This is a genomic window from Paenibacillus sp. FSL L8-0502 (genome assembly GCF_038593055.1).
Taxonomy (GTDB): domain Bacteria; phylum Bacillota; class Bacilli; order Paenibacillales; family Paenibacillaceae; genus Paenibacillus; species Paenibacillus polymyxa_D.
In genome coordinates this window covers 4,443,326-4,458,506 of record NZ_CP151958.1, presented here as the reverse complement: position 1 = coordinate 4,458,506, position 15,181 = coordinate 4,443,326, and the positions used below count along the sequence as shown (strand labels likewise).

At 49.7% G+C, this 15,181-nt stretch carries 15 protein-coding genes; 12 read left to right on the top strand and 3 right to left on the bottom strand.

The window, feature by feature from the left end; genetic code table 11:
* The first annotated feature begins 3 nt into the window (after positions 1-3).
* On the top strand, positions 4-993 hold the full coding sequence (locus tag NSQ57_RS19395) for a YhcN/YlaJ family sporulation lipoprotein (protein ID WP_342425180.1): 990 nt from the start codon (positions 4-6) through the stop codon (positions 991-993).
* A gap of 104 nt (positions 994-1,097) precedes the next feature.
* Here the strand turns inward: NSQ57_RS19395 and nagA are convergent, their stop codons facing one another.
* The 3 genes from nagA to NSQ57_RS19380 are packed head-to-tail and all read right to left on the bottom strand — an operon-like array spanning position 1,098 to position 3,911.
* Positions 1,098-2,318, bottom strand: a complete 1,221-nt coding sequence (gene nagA / locus NSQ57_RS19390; RefSeq protein ID WP_081317555.1) for an N-acetylglucosamine-6-phosphate deacetylase — start codon at positions 2,316-2,318, stop codon at positions 1,098-1,100.
* Entirely contained in the window at positions 2,315-3,043 is a 729-nt protein-coding gene (gene nagB, locus NSQ57_RS19385; protein WP_340956678.1) for a glucosamine-6-phosphate deaminase, read from the bottom strand. Before nagB ends, nagA begins: the two co-directional genes overlap by 4 nt.
* Before the next feature lies 1 nt (position 3,044).
* Positions 3,045-3,911 (bottom strand): MurR/RpiR family transcriptional regulator, encoded by an 867-nt coding sequence (locus NSQ57_RS19380; RefSeq protein WP_069011015.1) that lies wholly within the window; start codon positions 3,909-3,911, stop codon positions 3,045-3,047.
* 357 nt (positions 3,912-4,268) lie between these two features.
* Here NSQ57_RS19380 and NSQ57_RS19375 point away from each other — a divergent pair, with 357 nt between their 5' ends.
* From NSQ57_RS19375 to NSQ57_RS19325, 11 genes are all read left to right on the top strand, one after another.
* Positions 4,269-4,547, top strand: a complete 279-nt coding sequence (locus tag NSQ57_RS19375; RefSeq protein WP_013311713.1) for a phosphopantetheine-binding protein — start codon at positions 4,269-4,271, stop codon at positions 4,545-4,547.
* A gap of 49 nt (positions 4,548-4,596) precedes the next feature.
* Complete coding sequence (locus NSQ57_RS19370) at positions 4,597-5,790, top strand: radical SAM protein (RefSeq protein ID WP_069011016.1); 1,194 nt, start codon at positions 4,597-4,599, stop codon at positions 5,788-5,790.
* A gap of 55 nt (positions 5,791-5,845) precedes the next feature.
* On the top strand, positions 5,846-7,222 hold the full coding sequence (locus tag NSQ57_RS19365; protein ID WP_029518327.1) for a peptide ligase PGM1-related protein: 1,377 nt from the start codon (positions 5,846-5,848) through the stop codon (positions 7,220-7,222).
* Positions 7,223-7,239: 17 nt separating this feature from the next.
* Positions 7,240-7,485: an acyl carrier protein gene (locus tag NSQ57_RS19360; RefSeq protein ID WP_029518328.1), complete on the top strand. Its 246-nt coding sequence runs from the start codon at positions 7,240-7,242 to the stop codon at positions 7,483-7,485.
* A gap of 37 nt (positions 7,486-7,522) precedes the next feature.
* Positions 7,523-8,608 carry a hypothetical protein gene (locus NSQ57_RS19355; protein ID WP_245249076.1) on the top strand — a complete coding sequence of 362 codons (1,086 nt, stop codon included), beginning with the start codon at positions 7,523-7,525 and terminating at the stop codon, positions 8,606-8,608.
* Positions 8,609-8,677: 69 nt separating this feature from the next.
* On the top strand, positions 8,678-9,670 hold the full coding sequence (locus tag NSQ57_RS19350) for an ATP-binding cassette domain-containing protein (RefSeq protein ID WP_029518330.1): 993 nt from the start codon (positions 8,678-8,680) through the stop codon (positions 9,668-9,670).
* Positions 9,660-10,466, top strand: a complete 807-nt coding sequence (locus tag NSQ57_RS19345; protein ID WP_029518331.1) for an ABC-2 family transporter protein — start codon at positions 9,660-9,662, stop codon at positions 10,464-10,466. Before NSQ57_RS19350 ends, NSQ57_RS19345 begins: the two co-directional genes overlap by 11 nt.
* A 1-nt stretch (position 10,467) precedes the next feature.
* Complete coding sequence (locus NSQ57_RS19340) at positions 10,468-11,280, top strand: ABC-2 family transporter protein (protein WP_029518332.1); 813 nt, start codon at positions 10,468-10,470, stop codon at positions 11,278-11,280.
* Positions 11,281-11,329: 49 nt separating this feature from the next.
* The gene (locus tag NSQ57_RS19335) at positions 11,330-12,862 is read left to right on the top strand and encodes a hypothetical protein (protein WP_342425179.1); all 1,533 of its coding nucleotides are present in this window, start codon (positions 11,330-11,332) and stop codon (positions 12,860-12,862) included.
* A gap of 17 nt (positions 12,863-12,879) precedes the next feature.
* Entirely contained in the window at positions 12,880-14,040 is a 1,161-nt protein-coding gene (locus tag NSQ57_RS19330) for a hypothetical protein (RefSeq protein ID WP_029518334.1), read from the top strand.
* Positions 14,037-15,125: a Gfo/Idh/MocA family oxidoreductase gene (locus NSQ57_RS19325; RefSeq protein WP_342425178.1), complete on the top strand. Its 1,089-nt coding sequence runs from the start codon at positions 14,037-14,039 to the stop codon at positions 15,123-15,125. The genes NSQ57_RS19330 and NSQ57_RS19325 overlap by 4 nt, the downstream gene beginning before the upstream one ends.
* The last annotated feature ends 56 nt before the right edge of the window (positions 15,126-15,181 follow it).

The window sequence follows — 15,181 nt, the reverse complement described above, 5'->3', positions numbered from 1 at the left end:
TTCATGCCAGGAACTAAGAAGGTCATTAGTTTGACGATTTCTGCTGCTTTACTTGCAAGCATGGCTACTTTGACAGGATGTGGGACTGCGAATCATAACGTCCGCACGAACGCTACCCGCTATAACGCACAAAGCACGCACCATATGGATGGAGTGAATCGTTATGGCTTGGATGGTGTGAACCGTAATGGTATGGATGGTGTGAATCGTTATGGGGTTAAGTCGAATGGTATGGACGGGATGTCATTGAATGAAAATGGCAACCGAACCGGACATCCAGTCCGTAATCTGCAAGTCGATCGCAATTTGTCCAAACGTATATCCGAGATGCCGGATGTAAAGTCTGCGACAGTGCTGGTCGGTGAACGACATGCCTATGTAGCCGTTTCCTTGAAAGACCAAGCCAACGGAACAGGTGTCAGTGCTCCAAGTATTGACGGTACTCCAAGTGCAAACAGTACTGGACGTAACGGGAATGTACCGAGTGTGAATGGCGTTAATGGCACTAGAGGAAACCGTACTACGGATACTACAACGCCTGGAATGACAGACAATGGAGTTACCGGGAATGGAACACCTGCGCGTCGTGATGACGGTTTATTTGGTACGATGGGTACAGGATCGTACGGTATGTTGCGTGGCTTAACGGACAACAACAATCGCACAGATAACGGAAACACCACAATCGAGGGAGCAAGAACTGCATATGAACCAAGTGATGCAGTCAAGAGCCGTATCGCGAATAAAGTGAAGCAATTTGCACCTTCGATTGAACAGGTACATGTATCCGCTAACCCGGACTTTGTCAAACAAGCCACTGACTTTACACACAGTGTGCAAAATGGTCATCCGATTAGAGGCTTGAGCAATGGTATGATGGATGTAATTGAACGTGTATTCCCGACCTCGGCGGCTGATACAAACCGTCCAATGAATAATACAGCACCCACACGTCCACAAAATCATACCCCTGCCCCGATGAATCATCGCTAATTCAAACCCTATAATTGTGCAATGCCAAAGAAAGAGCTATCCATCTCAGCGAATACGCTGGTGGATAGCTCTTTAGTTTTGGGAGAATGATAACTATAACTGAATTATTTGCGCAATCCTTTAATCCATACGCCTTGCAGCTTTAAGTCTCCATCCAGTAACAGGATATCTGCTTGTTTACCTGCTTCAAGCGAACCTGTACGATCAGCAATGTGCAAGGATCGAGCCGGATTCAGGCTGGCCATTTGTGATGCCGCAGGAATACTCATACCCACGTGTTGAACCAAATAGCGGAAGCCTTCAATCATCGTTAGTGTGCTTCCGGCCAATGTGACGCCATCCTCCAGTCGTGCTACATCGCCCTGCACAATCACTGGCAAATCGCCGAGTGTATATTTCCCGTCTTCGAGACCAGTAGCAGACATGGCATCGGTGATGAGAATGAGATTATGATCCTGTTTTAACCTAGCGAGCAGGGAAATGGCGGCGGGATGCACATGAATGCCGTCCGCGATGATTTCTGCTTCAATGCGCGGATCAGCAAGTACGGCTCCGGCGGCTCCCGGCTTGCGATGATGCAACGGAGTCATCGCATTAAACGCATGCACCGCATGGTTCAGCCCTGCCGTCGCTGCCTGTTCAACCTCTTCATACGTAGCATCCGTATGACCGAGAGCTGCGGTAATGCCATGGCTGCGCAGCCATGCAATCAGTTCCAGCGCTCCTTCCCGTTCGGGCGCAAGCGTGAGCTGGCGAACAAGGCCCGGGTAGCGCTGCTCCCATTCTGCTACCCATGAGAGATTCGGTGGCACGATATGTTCCGGGTTTTGCGCTCCCGGCCACTTCGGACTGATGAACGGTCCTTCCAAATGTACGCCCTCCAGTTGCGCATAGGGCATAGGTAGTGCCATGTATGCATGAACTTCACTCAATACCCGGTCAATCTGTTCCTTGGGCGCGGTCATCGTGGTAGCCAGCATAGCTGTCGTACCTTGTGAACCGTGAAAGGAGGTGATCGTATCCAGCACCCTCGGATCGGAGTCCATAAAGTCCTCACCGTTCCCGCCGTGAACATGAATATCAATAAAGCCTGGCAGCAGATAGCCTCCTTCCAAACGCACAATTTTGGCGGTTTTCGCTGCGCTTTCTTCCTGATTTGCGAAGACTAACGCTGTCCAATCGGCGGGCAAATTCGCTTCTGAACCAGCGTATACAATGGATTGCCCCTCAATGACGACAACCCCTTTTTCAATGATGTCATTCCCAACGACAACTTGCCCATACAGTAGCTGGGGTACGGTACCACTCATTTCATCTGACTTCAATTGAACCATTCTCCTGCCTCCTGATCTAATAAAATAAGTACGTTGGGATGGCATTGCAGCAGGGAAGCCGGACACGCTGTCGTGACGGGTCCAGTTAAAGCCTGCTTTATAATGTCAGCCTTATCCGCACCAAAAGCCACCAGTATAATTTGCTTCGCCTTAAGAATCGTGCCTACTCCCATCGTAACTGCTTGCCTGGGTACAGCATCTATTTCGCCAAAAAATCGAGCATTCGCCGAGCGCGTACTTTCTTTTAAATCTACAACATGTGTAGCTCCAGCCAAGCTGTGACCAGGTTCGTTAAAGCCGATATGTCCATTATGACCAATGCCAAGCAATTGCAGATCCACGGGGCCATGATCCAGAATAGCCTGCTCGTGCGCTGCACATTCTGCTGCCAGATCCAGTGCATTCCCGTCAGGGACACGTGTGTGGGATATCGGAATATCGATATGTTGGAACAAGTGCTCATTCATAAAGCTTCGATAGCTCTGCGGATGTTCTGGGGGAAGACCAACATACTCATCAAGATTCACGGAATAGGCGCGTGCAAAACTGACCTGTCCCTTGCGGTACATATCTGCAAGATGTCGGTAAATGCCAATCGGCGTACTACCGGTGGCCAGGCCAAGCATGGCCTGTGGTTTGGATTGCAGCAAGCTAGCGATCACAGCGGCGGCAGTAGCGTTCAGGTCTTCACGGCTGTTCAAAATGCGTATGTTCATCTTAGTGACCTCCCGGTTGTTTTTTGAGCTTGCTCACTTGTTGATATGAACCTTCCAATCTCGGAATATATTTGTCAAAATCCGCGCTCACCATACCTGTAAACAGAATATCTATGATATGAAGCTGGGCGATGCGGGAGGCCATATCCCCACGTCGCATTCCTTCCTCCAATGAGGAGGAAAATAGCGCAATATCCGCAAGGCCTGCCAGCGTGTTGTTTCCGAAGGAGGTCAGGGATAGTGTCTTGGCCCCTTGTTCCTTGGCGCAGCGTAGAGCCGCAATGGTCTCCTGGGTTTCTCCTGAATAAGAGACGGCAAAGGCGACATCTCCCACTCCGAGCGAGGAGGCAGAGGTAATCTGCATATGTGAATCTGCAAAGGCAGTGCTGTTCTTGCCAATACGGATGAGCTTCTGGTAAAAATCCTGCGCCACAATCGACGATGTCGCCATCCCATAGAGATCAATGCGGCTCGTGGCTGACAGCCATGCAATAGCCTGCTCCAGCTTGTCGTAATCCAGCAGTCGGGTCGTGTCTGCAATGGATGCGGTGTGGTTCGCCTGAATAGCTTGCACGATTCGGGGAAGTGAATTTCCGGCGACAATATCCTGATAGGATTCTTCACCATTACGGTTGGAATGGGACAACTCGGCGGCCAGCTTCATTTTGAAATCGGGATAGCCTTTAAAATGTAGTGATTTGCAAAACCGCGTAACGGTCGCTGCACTCACACCACAACGCTCTGACAGCTCCCGAATACCCAGATGTAACACATCTTCCGGGGATTGCAGGATGGATTCCGTCAGCTTGCGCTCCTGTACGGGAAGCAGCTCCAGTCTTTGGGCTAATGTATGAAGAATGGGGGACATGAGCTGTGCTCCTTTGGCTGTAGAGTATTTGCGTGAAAATAAATATCGTTTATAAGAATGATATTAAGAAAAACATTTTCACGTGTATTGTAAAATAATTCTGTCGCTCATGCAAGAGATGTGAGAAGAATTTTTATTAAATTTTGCGAAAAAATAGCCAGCGAAAATTGTAGAAGTTATCATACATTAATTTACATATTGCGAGTTTTACTTACAAAACAACCTATTGACTTGTCTCTTCATTGGAGGAGTATAATTGAATAAAGTTCCAGTGAAGGAATTTTTCTAGGAGCTTTCTTTGCAGAGGGCATCGTTGGGTGGAACGAACAGAATCTCATTCACAAGGAGGAGTTTGCTATGCAAAGCCAAGTGATTGAAATGATCAGCGCAGTCAAGGAAGATCCTGAACTGGTCGCAAAGCTGGATGGACATTCGGACATTATTCATGATGCGGGACTGGATTCGTTGCAGTTGGTTCATTTCATGCTGCAAGTGGAGGATGCATTTGATGTGGAGATTGATTTTGATTCCTTTGAACTGGAGCATTTGAGCTCGGTAGATGCGTTTTGCAGCTACATTCAGGGGATCAGCGATGCGGAACAAGCGCCGCATCTGGAGGGAATGGAGACGGTCTGACGTACAGCTAGGTACATGTGCCTGAAAATCCATTAAACGAGGTGTTAGCATGCAGCCCAAAAGCAATGTGCTGATTGATGAGAAAGCGTTCAAGCTCATCAAGCGTAACCTGAAAAACGCTTCTGTATCTTACCGTAACGCCACACAGGACCCTGCTTTCAAAACGGACATGCCCCAGACGATCGGCATTAAGCTGACTAACCGCTGCAACCTGAGATGTACCCACTGCTTTGAATGGAACGAGGAAGGCTACCATCACCAAATGGATAAAGAAGAACAAAACATGGATCTTGCTCCAGACATGCTCCGGCAAATTTTGAGCGAAACCAAGGAAGCCAAGTCCAGACTGTACATGTGGGGCGGCGAACCAATGTTTCATCGGCGTTTTGATGAAATTTTGGACGTGCTGGCGGAAGATCGGCGCGAAATGACCTTTTGTACAAATGGATTACTTATTGATAAATATTTGGACCGGATTTTGGATTTGTCCGAAAATCTGGAGTTATTAATAGCGATTGAAGGTTTTGAAAGAGAACACGACCTAATTCGCGGTAAAGGCACCTTTCAAAAAACAATGCGGCAGATGGATAAGCTGATTGAACTGCGCGACCAGGGATTGTACAAGGGACGGGTAACTGTCCATGCGGTCATTAACGATAACATGATCGGACGGATGTACGAATTTCTGCAAATGCTGGAGGACAAAAGGCTGGATCTGGTGCTGCTGACGTTCCCCTGGTACATTTCCAAAGAGACCTCCCTCAAAATGGATGAATATTTTACACGTAATTTTTCTTGGCTCCGACAACTCGAAGAAAAAAATATTAGTAGCTGGCATGCTTTCAAATATAAAATCAACCCGGATAACATCGATCCTCTGATGCAGGAACTACAGCGGATCAATGAGCGAGTATGGAACATTCGCGTGCGCTATCAGCCCGGTTTGGATTATGAGGAAATTGATAAATTTATACATGGTGAGGAAATGGTCAGCCGTTGTTCCAATCATTGTTTGGCGCTCACCTCCAGAACAGATATTTTACCAGACGGGAAGGTCATGCCTTGCAAATTTTTCAGTGAGTTCACGATTGGAAGCATGCGTGAGCACAGTCTGAAGGAGATATGGAACTCGGAAGCGTATGAGAAAACCCGTCAAAAGATTAATCATGAAGGATTGACTCCGGTGTGCTCCAAATGCAGCGTATTGTATCTGCACGGGGCAGGCTCTCTGAAATACATTTAGCTTTCTATGAATGTTGTTTGTTACTGGATGGAAGAGAGAGGGATGATGATAAGTCGTGACGACTAAAACAATTAACCTTGTGGAAGCGCTTGCGCATGAACGGGACCATGGAGTCCTGATTTGGCTGTTTAATATCGGTGCAGAGCAAGTATGGCATCCATCCCCCCGCAAGGGGGGCATGGTAGACCGGGATGAACAGCAGGTCGTAAACCGGATGGAGGAAATGAACCTTCTGCTATGTCGAAGTCAGGATGTCATTGTACTTCGGGAATATCCGGATGAGGCGTTTCTGGACATGCTTCAACGGTTGGGCTTTAGCCTGCCGCGTATTGAGGTGCCAGAGCCTTCTGATCCGCTAACGCCGATTTCAGAGCTGGTGCTGGCGGATGAGGCGCTTTTGGCACGACTGCGTACGGTTGCAGATGCAGGCCACAGCAGCAGTGGAGCCAAAGCGTGGCTCGTCCCCTATGCGGTCACACCGCAGGAGGAAGCGATTGCGGAGCTTTGCGGGCTGGAGTTGATCGGCGCTCCATCCGCGGTCAGTGCTCAGGTGAATGATAAAATATTCAGCCGCCTGACCGCGCAAAAGCTTGGTTTTGCTGTCAGCGAAGGCGCTGTATGTACAGACGAATCGGCGATCCGCAGGGAGTGTGCCAGACTGGCTGACTTATCGGATGGACCTGTGAAGCTGATTATCAAGCAGCCGCACGGTGCCTCGGGACAAGGCATGTATATGCTGGACGAGCTGTCCAAGCTGGACACGCTGCTGAGTGTGATGAGGCGCTTTGGCGGCTCGTCGCCATCATCCGGCGGCTGGCTGGTGGAGCGCTGGCACAATAAGCAGATGGATCTGAACTACCAGCTCTGTATTGACGAGGGCGGTGGTGTGACGATGTTTTCGCTAAAAAGGCAAAACGTGGATGGCACCGTGTATATCGGATCTCAAGTGCCGGCTGAGATTGGCGATGCGCTGGAGGAAGAAGTGAGACGCTGCGCCTATCAGCTGGGTACGTATCTCTATTCCATTGGGTATACGGGAATGGCCTCTATTGACGGTTTTGTTGACGAAGAAGGTTTGCTGGTTCCAGTCATTGAGATAAATGGTAGATTTACGTTGTCTACCTATATTTCGTTTTTGTCATCCGTCCTGGGAGAGCAGCACAAAACATTATCCCGTTATTATCGTAACGTTACCGCCACACCTCTCACCTACAGCCGCTTGTGCGGGCTGCTCGCTGAGGAGGGCTTGCTCTATACGCCCGAACGTCCAGAAGGGGTGTTTGTGTATACAGCGGGTACATTGTCTGGTATCCCTGTGAAGCGGGGCTATGTGAACCGGATTTTCACACTTATTTTGGCAGACAGCTGGCAGGAAGCTGATGCGTATGCGCACAAATTGGAAGGTATCATTGCTGGATTAGGATGCTCATAAATGGGAGGGAATCAAGAATGAAAACAGATGTATACCATGTAGTACCCTTGCTGGAAAAGATTTTGAAGCTGGCTCCGGGCGAGCTGGAACAGTTGACTCCGGATCAAGATTTGCGAACCTTGGGGCTGAATTCCTTATCCGCTGTGGAATTAATTGTAGAGTTGGAAAATGAGCTTGATATTACGATGGAGGACGACGATCTAGTGCTGGAGCATCTATCTACACTGCAAGGCATTGAGCGTCTGCTGAGCAAATATGCATAAGGGCGCCGAAAAGACAAGGTTGATGCAGGGATCCGATATGGAGACTCGTCAAAATTCCGTTGTGGACTATGGTACAGAAGAAGTGGCAAACGCTCTTCCAGGGAAGCATTGTGTATATTCTTCCCTGCGTACCTCATTGCGGAGGTACGGGGTGACCATGGCCGAATCCGAGCTATTCATGCTGTGTGGGAGTATGTGCGCAGAGTATGGTGGAGATTTGAAGCGCTTCGGGCCTGAGAAATATCCGGAGCAGCTTCAAGAAATGGCAGCCAGTGGTGGACCTGTTATTCGGGTGGAACCGTGGGTCGCTGGTGTCAGTGATGAAACCGACTTGTTGCGGGTACTTACATCGGGCTACGGTACCATGCTGCATACGTCAAGCACCGCTTTAACCTATCACGATGTATATGTGAAAAATTACCCAAGGGGCCACGTGATTGAGTTGTGCGGGTTGGACTTGCAAGAACGGACAGCACAGGTGAATGATAGCTTCCTGCTCGATTCCTCGGGACATGCCATGACTTATGTGGGCTCAGCCCGGCTCGACGATCTGATGCAGGGCATTATTGAGTATGCATGGCTGGTGGAGCAGCCTGCCCCGCTTTCGCCAAGTGAGATGCATGCTGCGTGTGCTCACCATATACGACAGTATTTGACTGGACACGAAGCCATCTGGAGAGGCGTACCTACGTCTAATGAGTCGGTCAGTCAAACGGGGAAAGCTGTAACAGGCAAGCAGGTCAAGCGGGGAGATGAGGGGTACCGGGCATTTGTTGATGACTTCCGTCTGTTGGCAGACATGGAGGATCAGGATTTTCGGACGTACTGTCATGAAATCTATTACAATCTGCGATTGGGCAGTGCTCTTCATTTGACGGATTATACAGCTGATTATTGCCTGCTGCACCAAGCCACGCTGGGGCCACAAACACAGCATGTAATTGAATTGGCACAGGGGCTGTACGCGGATTGGCACAAGCTTAATCTGCATATTTACAAAACAGGGCTTCAACTGCGCAAGCATCGGATGCCTGAGATTACGGAACGAGCTTTGCATTTAATTGAAAGACAGCGGCATATGCTGGAGGAACTGATGATTTTAGCAGAGCAAGCAGCCGAGTAGTCCAAGCATTCGGTCGTATCAGACCGTTCATCCAGGTGTCCTGCACAGAGGAAAGAGGAGGGGGATTAATTGCCGTCCATTACATTAAACCAATTGTCGAAAACATTTACGTACTACAAAAAGGAGCCGGGCGTGCGCAAATCGTTGCAAAACTTGTTCAGGCGTGAGCAGCTGACCAAAGAGGCTGTGCAAAATGTCAGCTTTAGCATTGAGGAGGGGGAAATTGTCGGATTTCTCGGTCCAAACGGGGCAGGCAAAACAACGACGCTCAAAATGCTGTCTGGCATTCTCCATCCCACGGACGGGGAGGCATCGGTACTCGGCTTTACCCCGTGGAAACGACAAAAAGAGTTTAAACGTCAATTTTCCATTGTAATGGGACAGAAAAACCAGCTCTGGTGGGATTTGCCTGCAAGCGAGTCATTCGAGCTGAACAAGCTTATCTATGAAATCGATGAAAACCGTTATAAAGAGGCACTGGATGAACTGGTCACTTTGCTTGGGGTGGAGGAGCAGCTTCATGTGCAGGTTCGGCGGCTGTCTCTCGGTGAGCGTATGAAAATGGAACTGATCGCTGCGCTGCTGCATCGTCCACGGGTCATTTTGCTGGATGAGCCGACCATCGGACTGGACCTTGTTTCTCAGCGGCGGATTCGAGAGTTTTTCAAAGCCTATAACCGCACGCACCGGACGACCATCCTGCTGACAAGCCACTATATGAAGGATATTGAGGATTTGTGCAGTAGATCCATCATTATCAGCGGGGGCAGATTGGTCTATGACGGAGACTTACACAAGGTGAACGAGGTCATCGGTGCCCGTAAATTGCTCAAGGTTCGACTGGAGACCCCTGTATCCAACCTAACGTTGGCGAGCCTCGGCAAACTTCGCTCCAACTCGGAGCTGGAGGCGGTATTCGAGCTGGATGCAGAAGATACCTTGGCTTGGTCCAAAAAGATTTTGGACGCACTGCCTGTCGTTGATTTTACGATTGAGGACGTCCCGCTGGAAGAGGGGATAGCCAATTTGTATGATGGGGGCAGGCTGGCCGATGCGAAATAACAAATATGTGAAGGTACTCCAGCTCGGCATGCAAAATGAAATGGAGTATCGGGCTAATTATTGGCTCCAAATGGCGGGATTTATGCTGCCCATCATGACGCAAATTTTTCTCTGGCTAGCTGTATTTGGTTCTTCGGGACAAGCAAGAGTGCTGGGTTATTCTCTGCCAGAAATGCTAGTGTATGTGGTCATGGCGGGAGTCACTGGAAAACTGATTGCTACGGGCTTTGAATATGAAATTGCTACAGATATCAAGGAAGGTGGACTGGCAAAATTCATGGTACAGCCTGTGCATTATTTCGCTTACCGTTTTTGCCGGTTTATCGGAGGCAAAGTCATACAGTCCGCGGTCGTGCTGCTGGCGGCTGCTATTTTGCTGTTATGTCTTAGCCTGGAAGGACAAATCAGCTTCGGGCTATCGTACATCTTGCTTTACATATTGGCGTTGCCGGGAGCGCTTGTGCTTAATTTTGTGGTCTATTATGCGTTGAGCGGCATAGCCTTTTGGGTGACGGAATCGGCGGGACTATTTTATACGCTATCGCTTGTCATTTACGTAGCTAGCGGTACCGTGTTTCCGCTGACGATTTTTGGAGATGTTTTGGCCCGTCTGTTCAGTCTGCTACCGTTCAGCTACACCGTATTTTTTCCGGTGAATGCGTTGACGGGCAAGCTGACTGTACTGGAAGCCGCTAAAGGCATTGGCGTACAATGGCTCTGGATTGTAGCGCTGGCGGCCCTATCACGCTGGGTGTGGCAAGCCGGGGTCAAACGCTTTGTCTCGGTGGGGGGGTAACATGAAAAATGTTTTCCGAAACGTTAGGCGCTACATCAGACTGTACTGGAAGTTTGTCCAGTTTTCCGTCATGTCGCAGATGGAATACCGCATTAATTTTATAACTGCATTTCTGGTTGAAACGGCTTATTTACTCATCAAGCTGCTGTACGCATCGGTACCATACCGCGCCGGGACGGACATTAACGGCTGGTCTCCTGACGCCATATTGTTATATATCGGCGTGTTTACGATGATGAGCGGATTTTATAGTGGATTGTTCTACAGTAATTTTACAAGCCTGCCTGACAAAATTCGTACCGGCTCACTGGATGTGCTCATGACCAAACCCGTATCGCTGCAATTTATGGTGACACTGCGTCAATTTGAACTGGGCTATACCGTGCCAAATGTAATTGGCGGCGGAATTATGACGGGGATCGGCTGGTATCGACTCGGATTGCCGTTTAATTTTGAAACCGCAGGAGGGTTCTCTGTGCTGCTCGGATGCGGAGTGCTTACGGCATACTCCGTATTTTTGCTCCCCCAACTGCTGGCCTTCTGGATTATCCGCACGAACGGCGTTACGGAGCTGTCCAACAGCATTTTCGAGACAAACTATGTGCCGATGGCCGTGTACAGTAATCTGATTCAGCGTATCGGTTTGTTCGTGCTTCCGGTGTTTGTCATTTGTAATTTTCCGCCCATGTTCATTCTCGGCAAAATGGAACCCGGGTTGGTGGTATGGGCATTTCTCGCACCTCTCTGGCTGCTGGCGATCATCCGCCTGATATGGCAGTTTGCTCTACGTGATTATACGAGCGCGAGTCAGTAGCGCTACCGTGTAGTGGGCCAATAATGAAGCAGGAAAGGAAGCGAATCATATGAATGCGATACCGAATCAGCGTCATTTGTATATGGGAACATTCGAAGCGGAGGCTTACTGGCGGGATGCCCAGTTAGCTTCCCTGCCAGCCCTGCCTGACCGGGCTTCTTCAGCGATTGTAGCAGCCATGGATGAACTGCTGTTCAGCTTTTGCCAGCCGGGAGATGCGTTATTGACCCGTTATGCCATTTCGCCCGTACATCGTCAGTATATCGCGCAGTTGGGCTTTCATCCGGCTGTCAACGAACGGGATTTGACCGATGGCATGGAGCGTGCAGGCAATGTATCGACCGCTTCCGTATTTGAACTGCTGGGTAGTCGCAAGGCCGATGCCGGAGAGGGATTTCCTCAACTGGAAGGCTGTGTGCTTAGCCCGTTTGCGGGTTTACCGCATGTGGAGGAGGCTGCACGTGCTTGGGGAATAACACTACATCAGCCACCGCTGGAAACGATTCGCAAGGTAAATGCCAAAACGTATTCCTCTGATCTGAAACGCAGCCTTGGTCTGCGCAACCCGGGTTATATTGTGACTTCGTTTGCAGATGTCGCTGAGGCGGGGCGTAAGCTGCTGCGGGATGGAAGCTTTTTAATCAAGGATGATTTTGGCGTATCGGGCAAAGGAAACCTGCACATTACCTCGACACAAATGCTGGACCGGATCGTGTCGTATTTACGTGGACAGGAGCGCAAAGGCAAACAGGTGCTTTTCCTTTTGGAGCCTTTCCAGGAGAAAGAGCAGGATTTTTCATGCCAATTTACGATTGGTGATAATGGAAGTGTCGATATCATATCTGTACAATGGCTGGCTAACACACAATTCTCCTATCGGGAATCCTTGTCGCCGGACGGGGCTTTTTTGGAGCGACTGGAGCGCGAGGGCTATTTTAGCTTAATGCAGGACGTGGGGCGGCAATTGTATCAGGATGGTTATTACGGCGATGTTTGCATTGATTCCATGACACTTCGTGGTGGGAAGCTGGAGCCTATTATCGAAATTAATGCCAGAAAGTCGATGAGCTTGATCAAGCATCAGCTTGATACTTTTCTGGCCGGAAAAAATATGCGTGGCACGCTGACGAATTATTCACTGTCCCATGATGGCAGTCTATCCTATGAAGAACTGCTGGAGGGGCTGAAAGGTGAAGGATTGCTGTTCACAGGTGAACGTGAAGAAGGTGTCATGCCTCTGGGTGCCAATACGTTATATGTGAACACAGGTGGACGAGATGGCGAGAACAAGATTGTGGGCCATACAAGCACGCCAAGCAGAAATGCAACCGGGCGCGGAGGCAGATCGCCTGCCAAGCAGGTTCGTGTGAGCGGAATTGGGGCCAGCGGTGGCGGATCAGAAGGGATTGGCACGGCTAAGCCGGACTTGAATGGTGAAAAAGAAACCGCTGGAAGCGAACGGGCACGAGGCAAGGGGCGCCTTTATTTGGAACTGGTTGCCGCGAGCGATGAGGAAAAAATGCGATTGACTACAAAGCTGGAGCGTTTTTTGGCAGAGCATCATTTTACAGTGCTGAATTAAACGGGAGGCGTATGAGCATGCGTAGGAGTACCGATAAGCTTATGAAGGTAACGATTTTATGTTCCGGTTTCGGATTGGGCTTTTATACCCCTGGCTTGTTGTTGCAAGCGGGTCTTCGCAGGCTGGGCATGGATACGGCGATTCATGTATTTGAAAATGTACTGCCGGAATCGGCTCGTCTTAAGGTCGACAAAAGCCGCAAAGCTTACCATGACAATTTTGCGGTGGCCTTAATGTCGCAGAAGGTTCCGCAGGATATGCGTAATTCACTGGATCTCGCTGCGATGGAAGTGCTGTTGAACCAATGGATGGAGGAGGATCGGCGGTATTTTATATGCTTATCCGGTCATTGGATGTATGTGTTGGAGGAGTATCGCAAGCGCAGAGAACCTGAGTCGGTGCATGTGGACATCGTGTACATGGATTCGACGCCTTCCCCATCTTGGAAGAATCTAGCCAAGCATAATCCGCATTTTGCAGATGGCTGTGGAGAAACGACCTTTTTTGAAAATGATAACAATAGAGTCAGCTACTATATTGATATTCCGGCTGTGGAGTATGTTCCGTTTGAAGAACGGCAATCCCGCTTATTCGTACATGGCGGCGGTTGGGGGATGGGCACCTACCGTGACAAGGTTGGACGGTTAGAAGAAGCGGGCTGGGAGCTGGATCTGCTGTTGTATGATCAGGATCAACCGGATGAACAGCGGGACAGTATACGCTATTTTCAGATGGATCCGCAGTGGAGGACATGGCAGCGAAATGAAGCCGGGGAGCATACATTTCCACCTTTCGGAGAGGTGAAAAAGGGCGAGAAGACCGTGTATCAGGTCGGACCGGATTACCATAGCATGCTGGACCAAGCCTGTCATGTCCAGGCCATTGTCAGCAAGCCAGGAGGTGGCAGCCTAACCGATTCGTTCGCTACAGCCACTCCACTCATCATGCTGGAGCCATTTGGTGTGCATGAAAAGCATAATGCAGATCTATGGGAACGGCTGGGACTTGGTATGCGGTACGATACGTGGATACAAACCTATGACGGCAGTGCTCAGATACTGGAGGATATGCATCGCAGGATCGTAGAGCTGCGCAGTCGAACGCCGCGTTATATAGAGTCCTATGTGAATAGCATCCAAATGTTAGCAGGCTCACCGGGAATGGAGCAGGGGTCATGAACGCTGCGGCGGCTGCGCAAGAGCCTGCGATGCGAGATATTCGCTTTGGGATCATTGGCTGTTCTGCCATTGCTCCCCGTGCGTTGCTGGAACCGATCCGACATGTTGCAGGGGCACGCGTGACCGCGCTTGCGAACCGCACGGTTGCCAAGGCAGGAGAAATGGCAGATCGTTTTGGCGTCAGTGTCGTTTATCGGCATGCTGAGGATATGCTAAAGGACCCGGAGATCGACACTGTATATATTGCACTCAGCAACGACTTGCATGCCGAGTGGATTGGCAAAGCACTACGGGCCCATAAGCATGTGCTGGTGGAAAAGCCGTTATGCCTGAATACGGCTGATCTGGCACCCTTGGCAGCTATAGTCGAGCAGAGTAACGTTCACCTGCTGGAGGGTGTCATGGTGCAGCACCATCCGTGGCAGCGTGAGCTGCGGAGGATCGTAGAATCGGGGCGTTATGGTCGTTTATGCTCCATAGAGACGAGTTTATGTATTCCGGCAAAAGAAGGGCATGCGGACAATTACAGATCCCGTCCGGAGCAGGGTGGGGGATGTTTTTGGGATTTAGGCGTGTACTGGCTCCAATTGCTCCAGGCCGTCGTTGGATTAGATCAGGCGGAATTCCACAGTCAATCGGATTTCGATGGTCCGCATGGTTGTGACTGGACATTTCGTGCGCAAGCCCGTTATCCGAGTGGATTGGAGGCATCTGCCCTCTTTTCATTCGAGCGCCCTTATCGCTGTGCTCATGTACTGACCTTTGATTCGGCAGTAGTCACTTTAAAGGACTGCTTTCGAGCAAATTTAGGCTTTTATAAAATGACACTCAAGACGGAGATCAAAAAGAATATCGCGTCAAATATAACGGATGCGGACGCACTGCCTGTGTTATCACAGACATCTTCGCATACCAAAACGGTTTTCGAGCCTATGAACTATTATGTCAATCAGTTGAATACCTTTTGCGGTATCATCCGGGGAGAAGCGGAGCCCATACCATTTCGCGAGGCTGCGGAACGCGTCAGACTGCTGGCAGCCATTCATGAAGCAGCACGCTCGGGCGAGACGATCTATGCAGTATGAGCATGATTGTGTTTTCGAGCGGTGGGAAGCGAATGATGCAAAATACGGAGTATCAA

Coding starts and splice junctions, on each gene's coding strand:
- NSQ57_RS19355 (WP_245249076.1), top strand. CDS start 7,523: ATGGAGACTCGTCAAAATTCCGTTGTGGACTATGGTACAGAAGAAGTG.
- NSQ57_RS19335 (WP_342425179.1), top strand. CDS start 11,330: ATGAATGCGATACCGAATCAGCGTCATTTGTATATGGGAACATTCGAA.
- NSQ57_RS19395 (WP_342425180.1), top strand. CDS start 4: ATGCCAGGAACTAAGAAGGTCATTAGTTTGACGATTTCTGCTGCTTTA.
- NSQ57_RS19330 (WP_029518334.1), top strand. CDS start 12,880: ATGCGTAGGAGTACCGATAAGCTTATGAAGGTAACGATTTTATGTTCC.
- NSQ57_RS19325 (WP_342425178.1), top strand. CDS start 14,037: ATGAACGCTGCGGCGGCTGCGCAAGAGCCTGCGATGCGAGATATTCGC.
- NSQ57_RS19380 (WP_069011015.1), bottom strand. CDS start 3,911: ATGTCCCCCATTCTTCATACATTAGCCCAAAGACTGGAGCTGCTTCCC.
- NSQ57_RS19360 (WP_029518328.1), top strand. CDS start 7,240: ATGAAAACAGATGTATACCATGTAGTACCCTTGCTGGAAAAGATTTTG.
- NSQ57_RS19370 (WP_069011016.1), top strand. CDS start 4,597: ATGCAGCCCAAAAGCAATGTGCTGATTGATGAGAAAGCGTTCAAGCTC.
- NSQ57_RS19340 (WP_029518332.1), top strand. CDS start 10,468: ATGAAAAATGTTTTCCGAAACGTTAGGCGCTACATCAGACTGTACTGG.
- NSQ57_RS19345 (WP_029518331.1), top strand. CDS start 9,660: ATGCGAAATAACAAATATGTGAAGGTACTCCAGCTCGGCATGCAAAAT.
- NSQ57_RS19375 (WP_013311713.1), top strand. CDS start 4,269: ATGCAAAGCCAAGTGATTGAAATGATCAGCGCAGTCAAGGAAGATCCT.
- nagB (WP_340956678.1), bottom strand. CDS start 3,043: ATGAACATACGCATTTTGAACAGCCGTGAAGACCTGAACGCTACTGCC.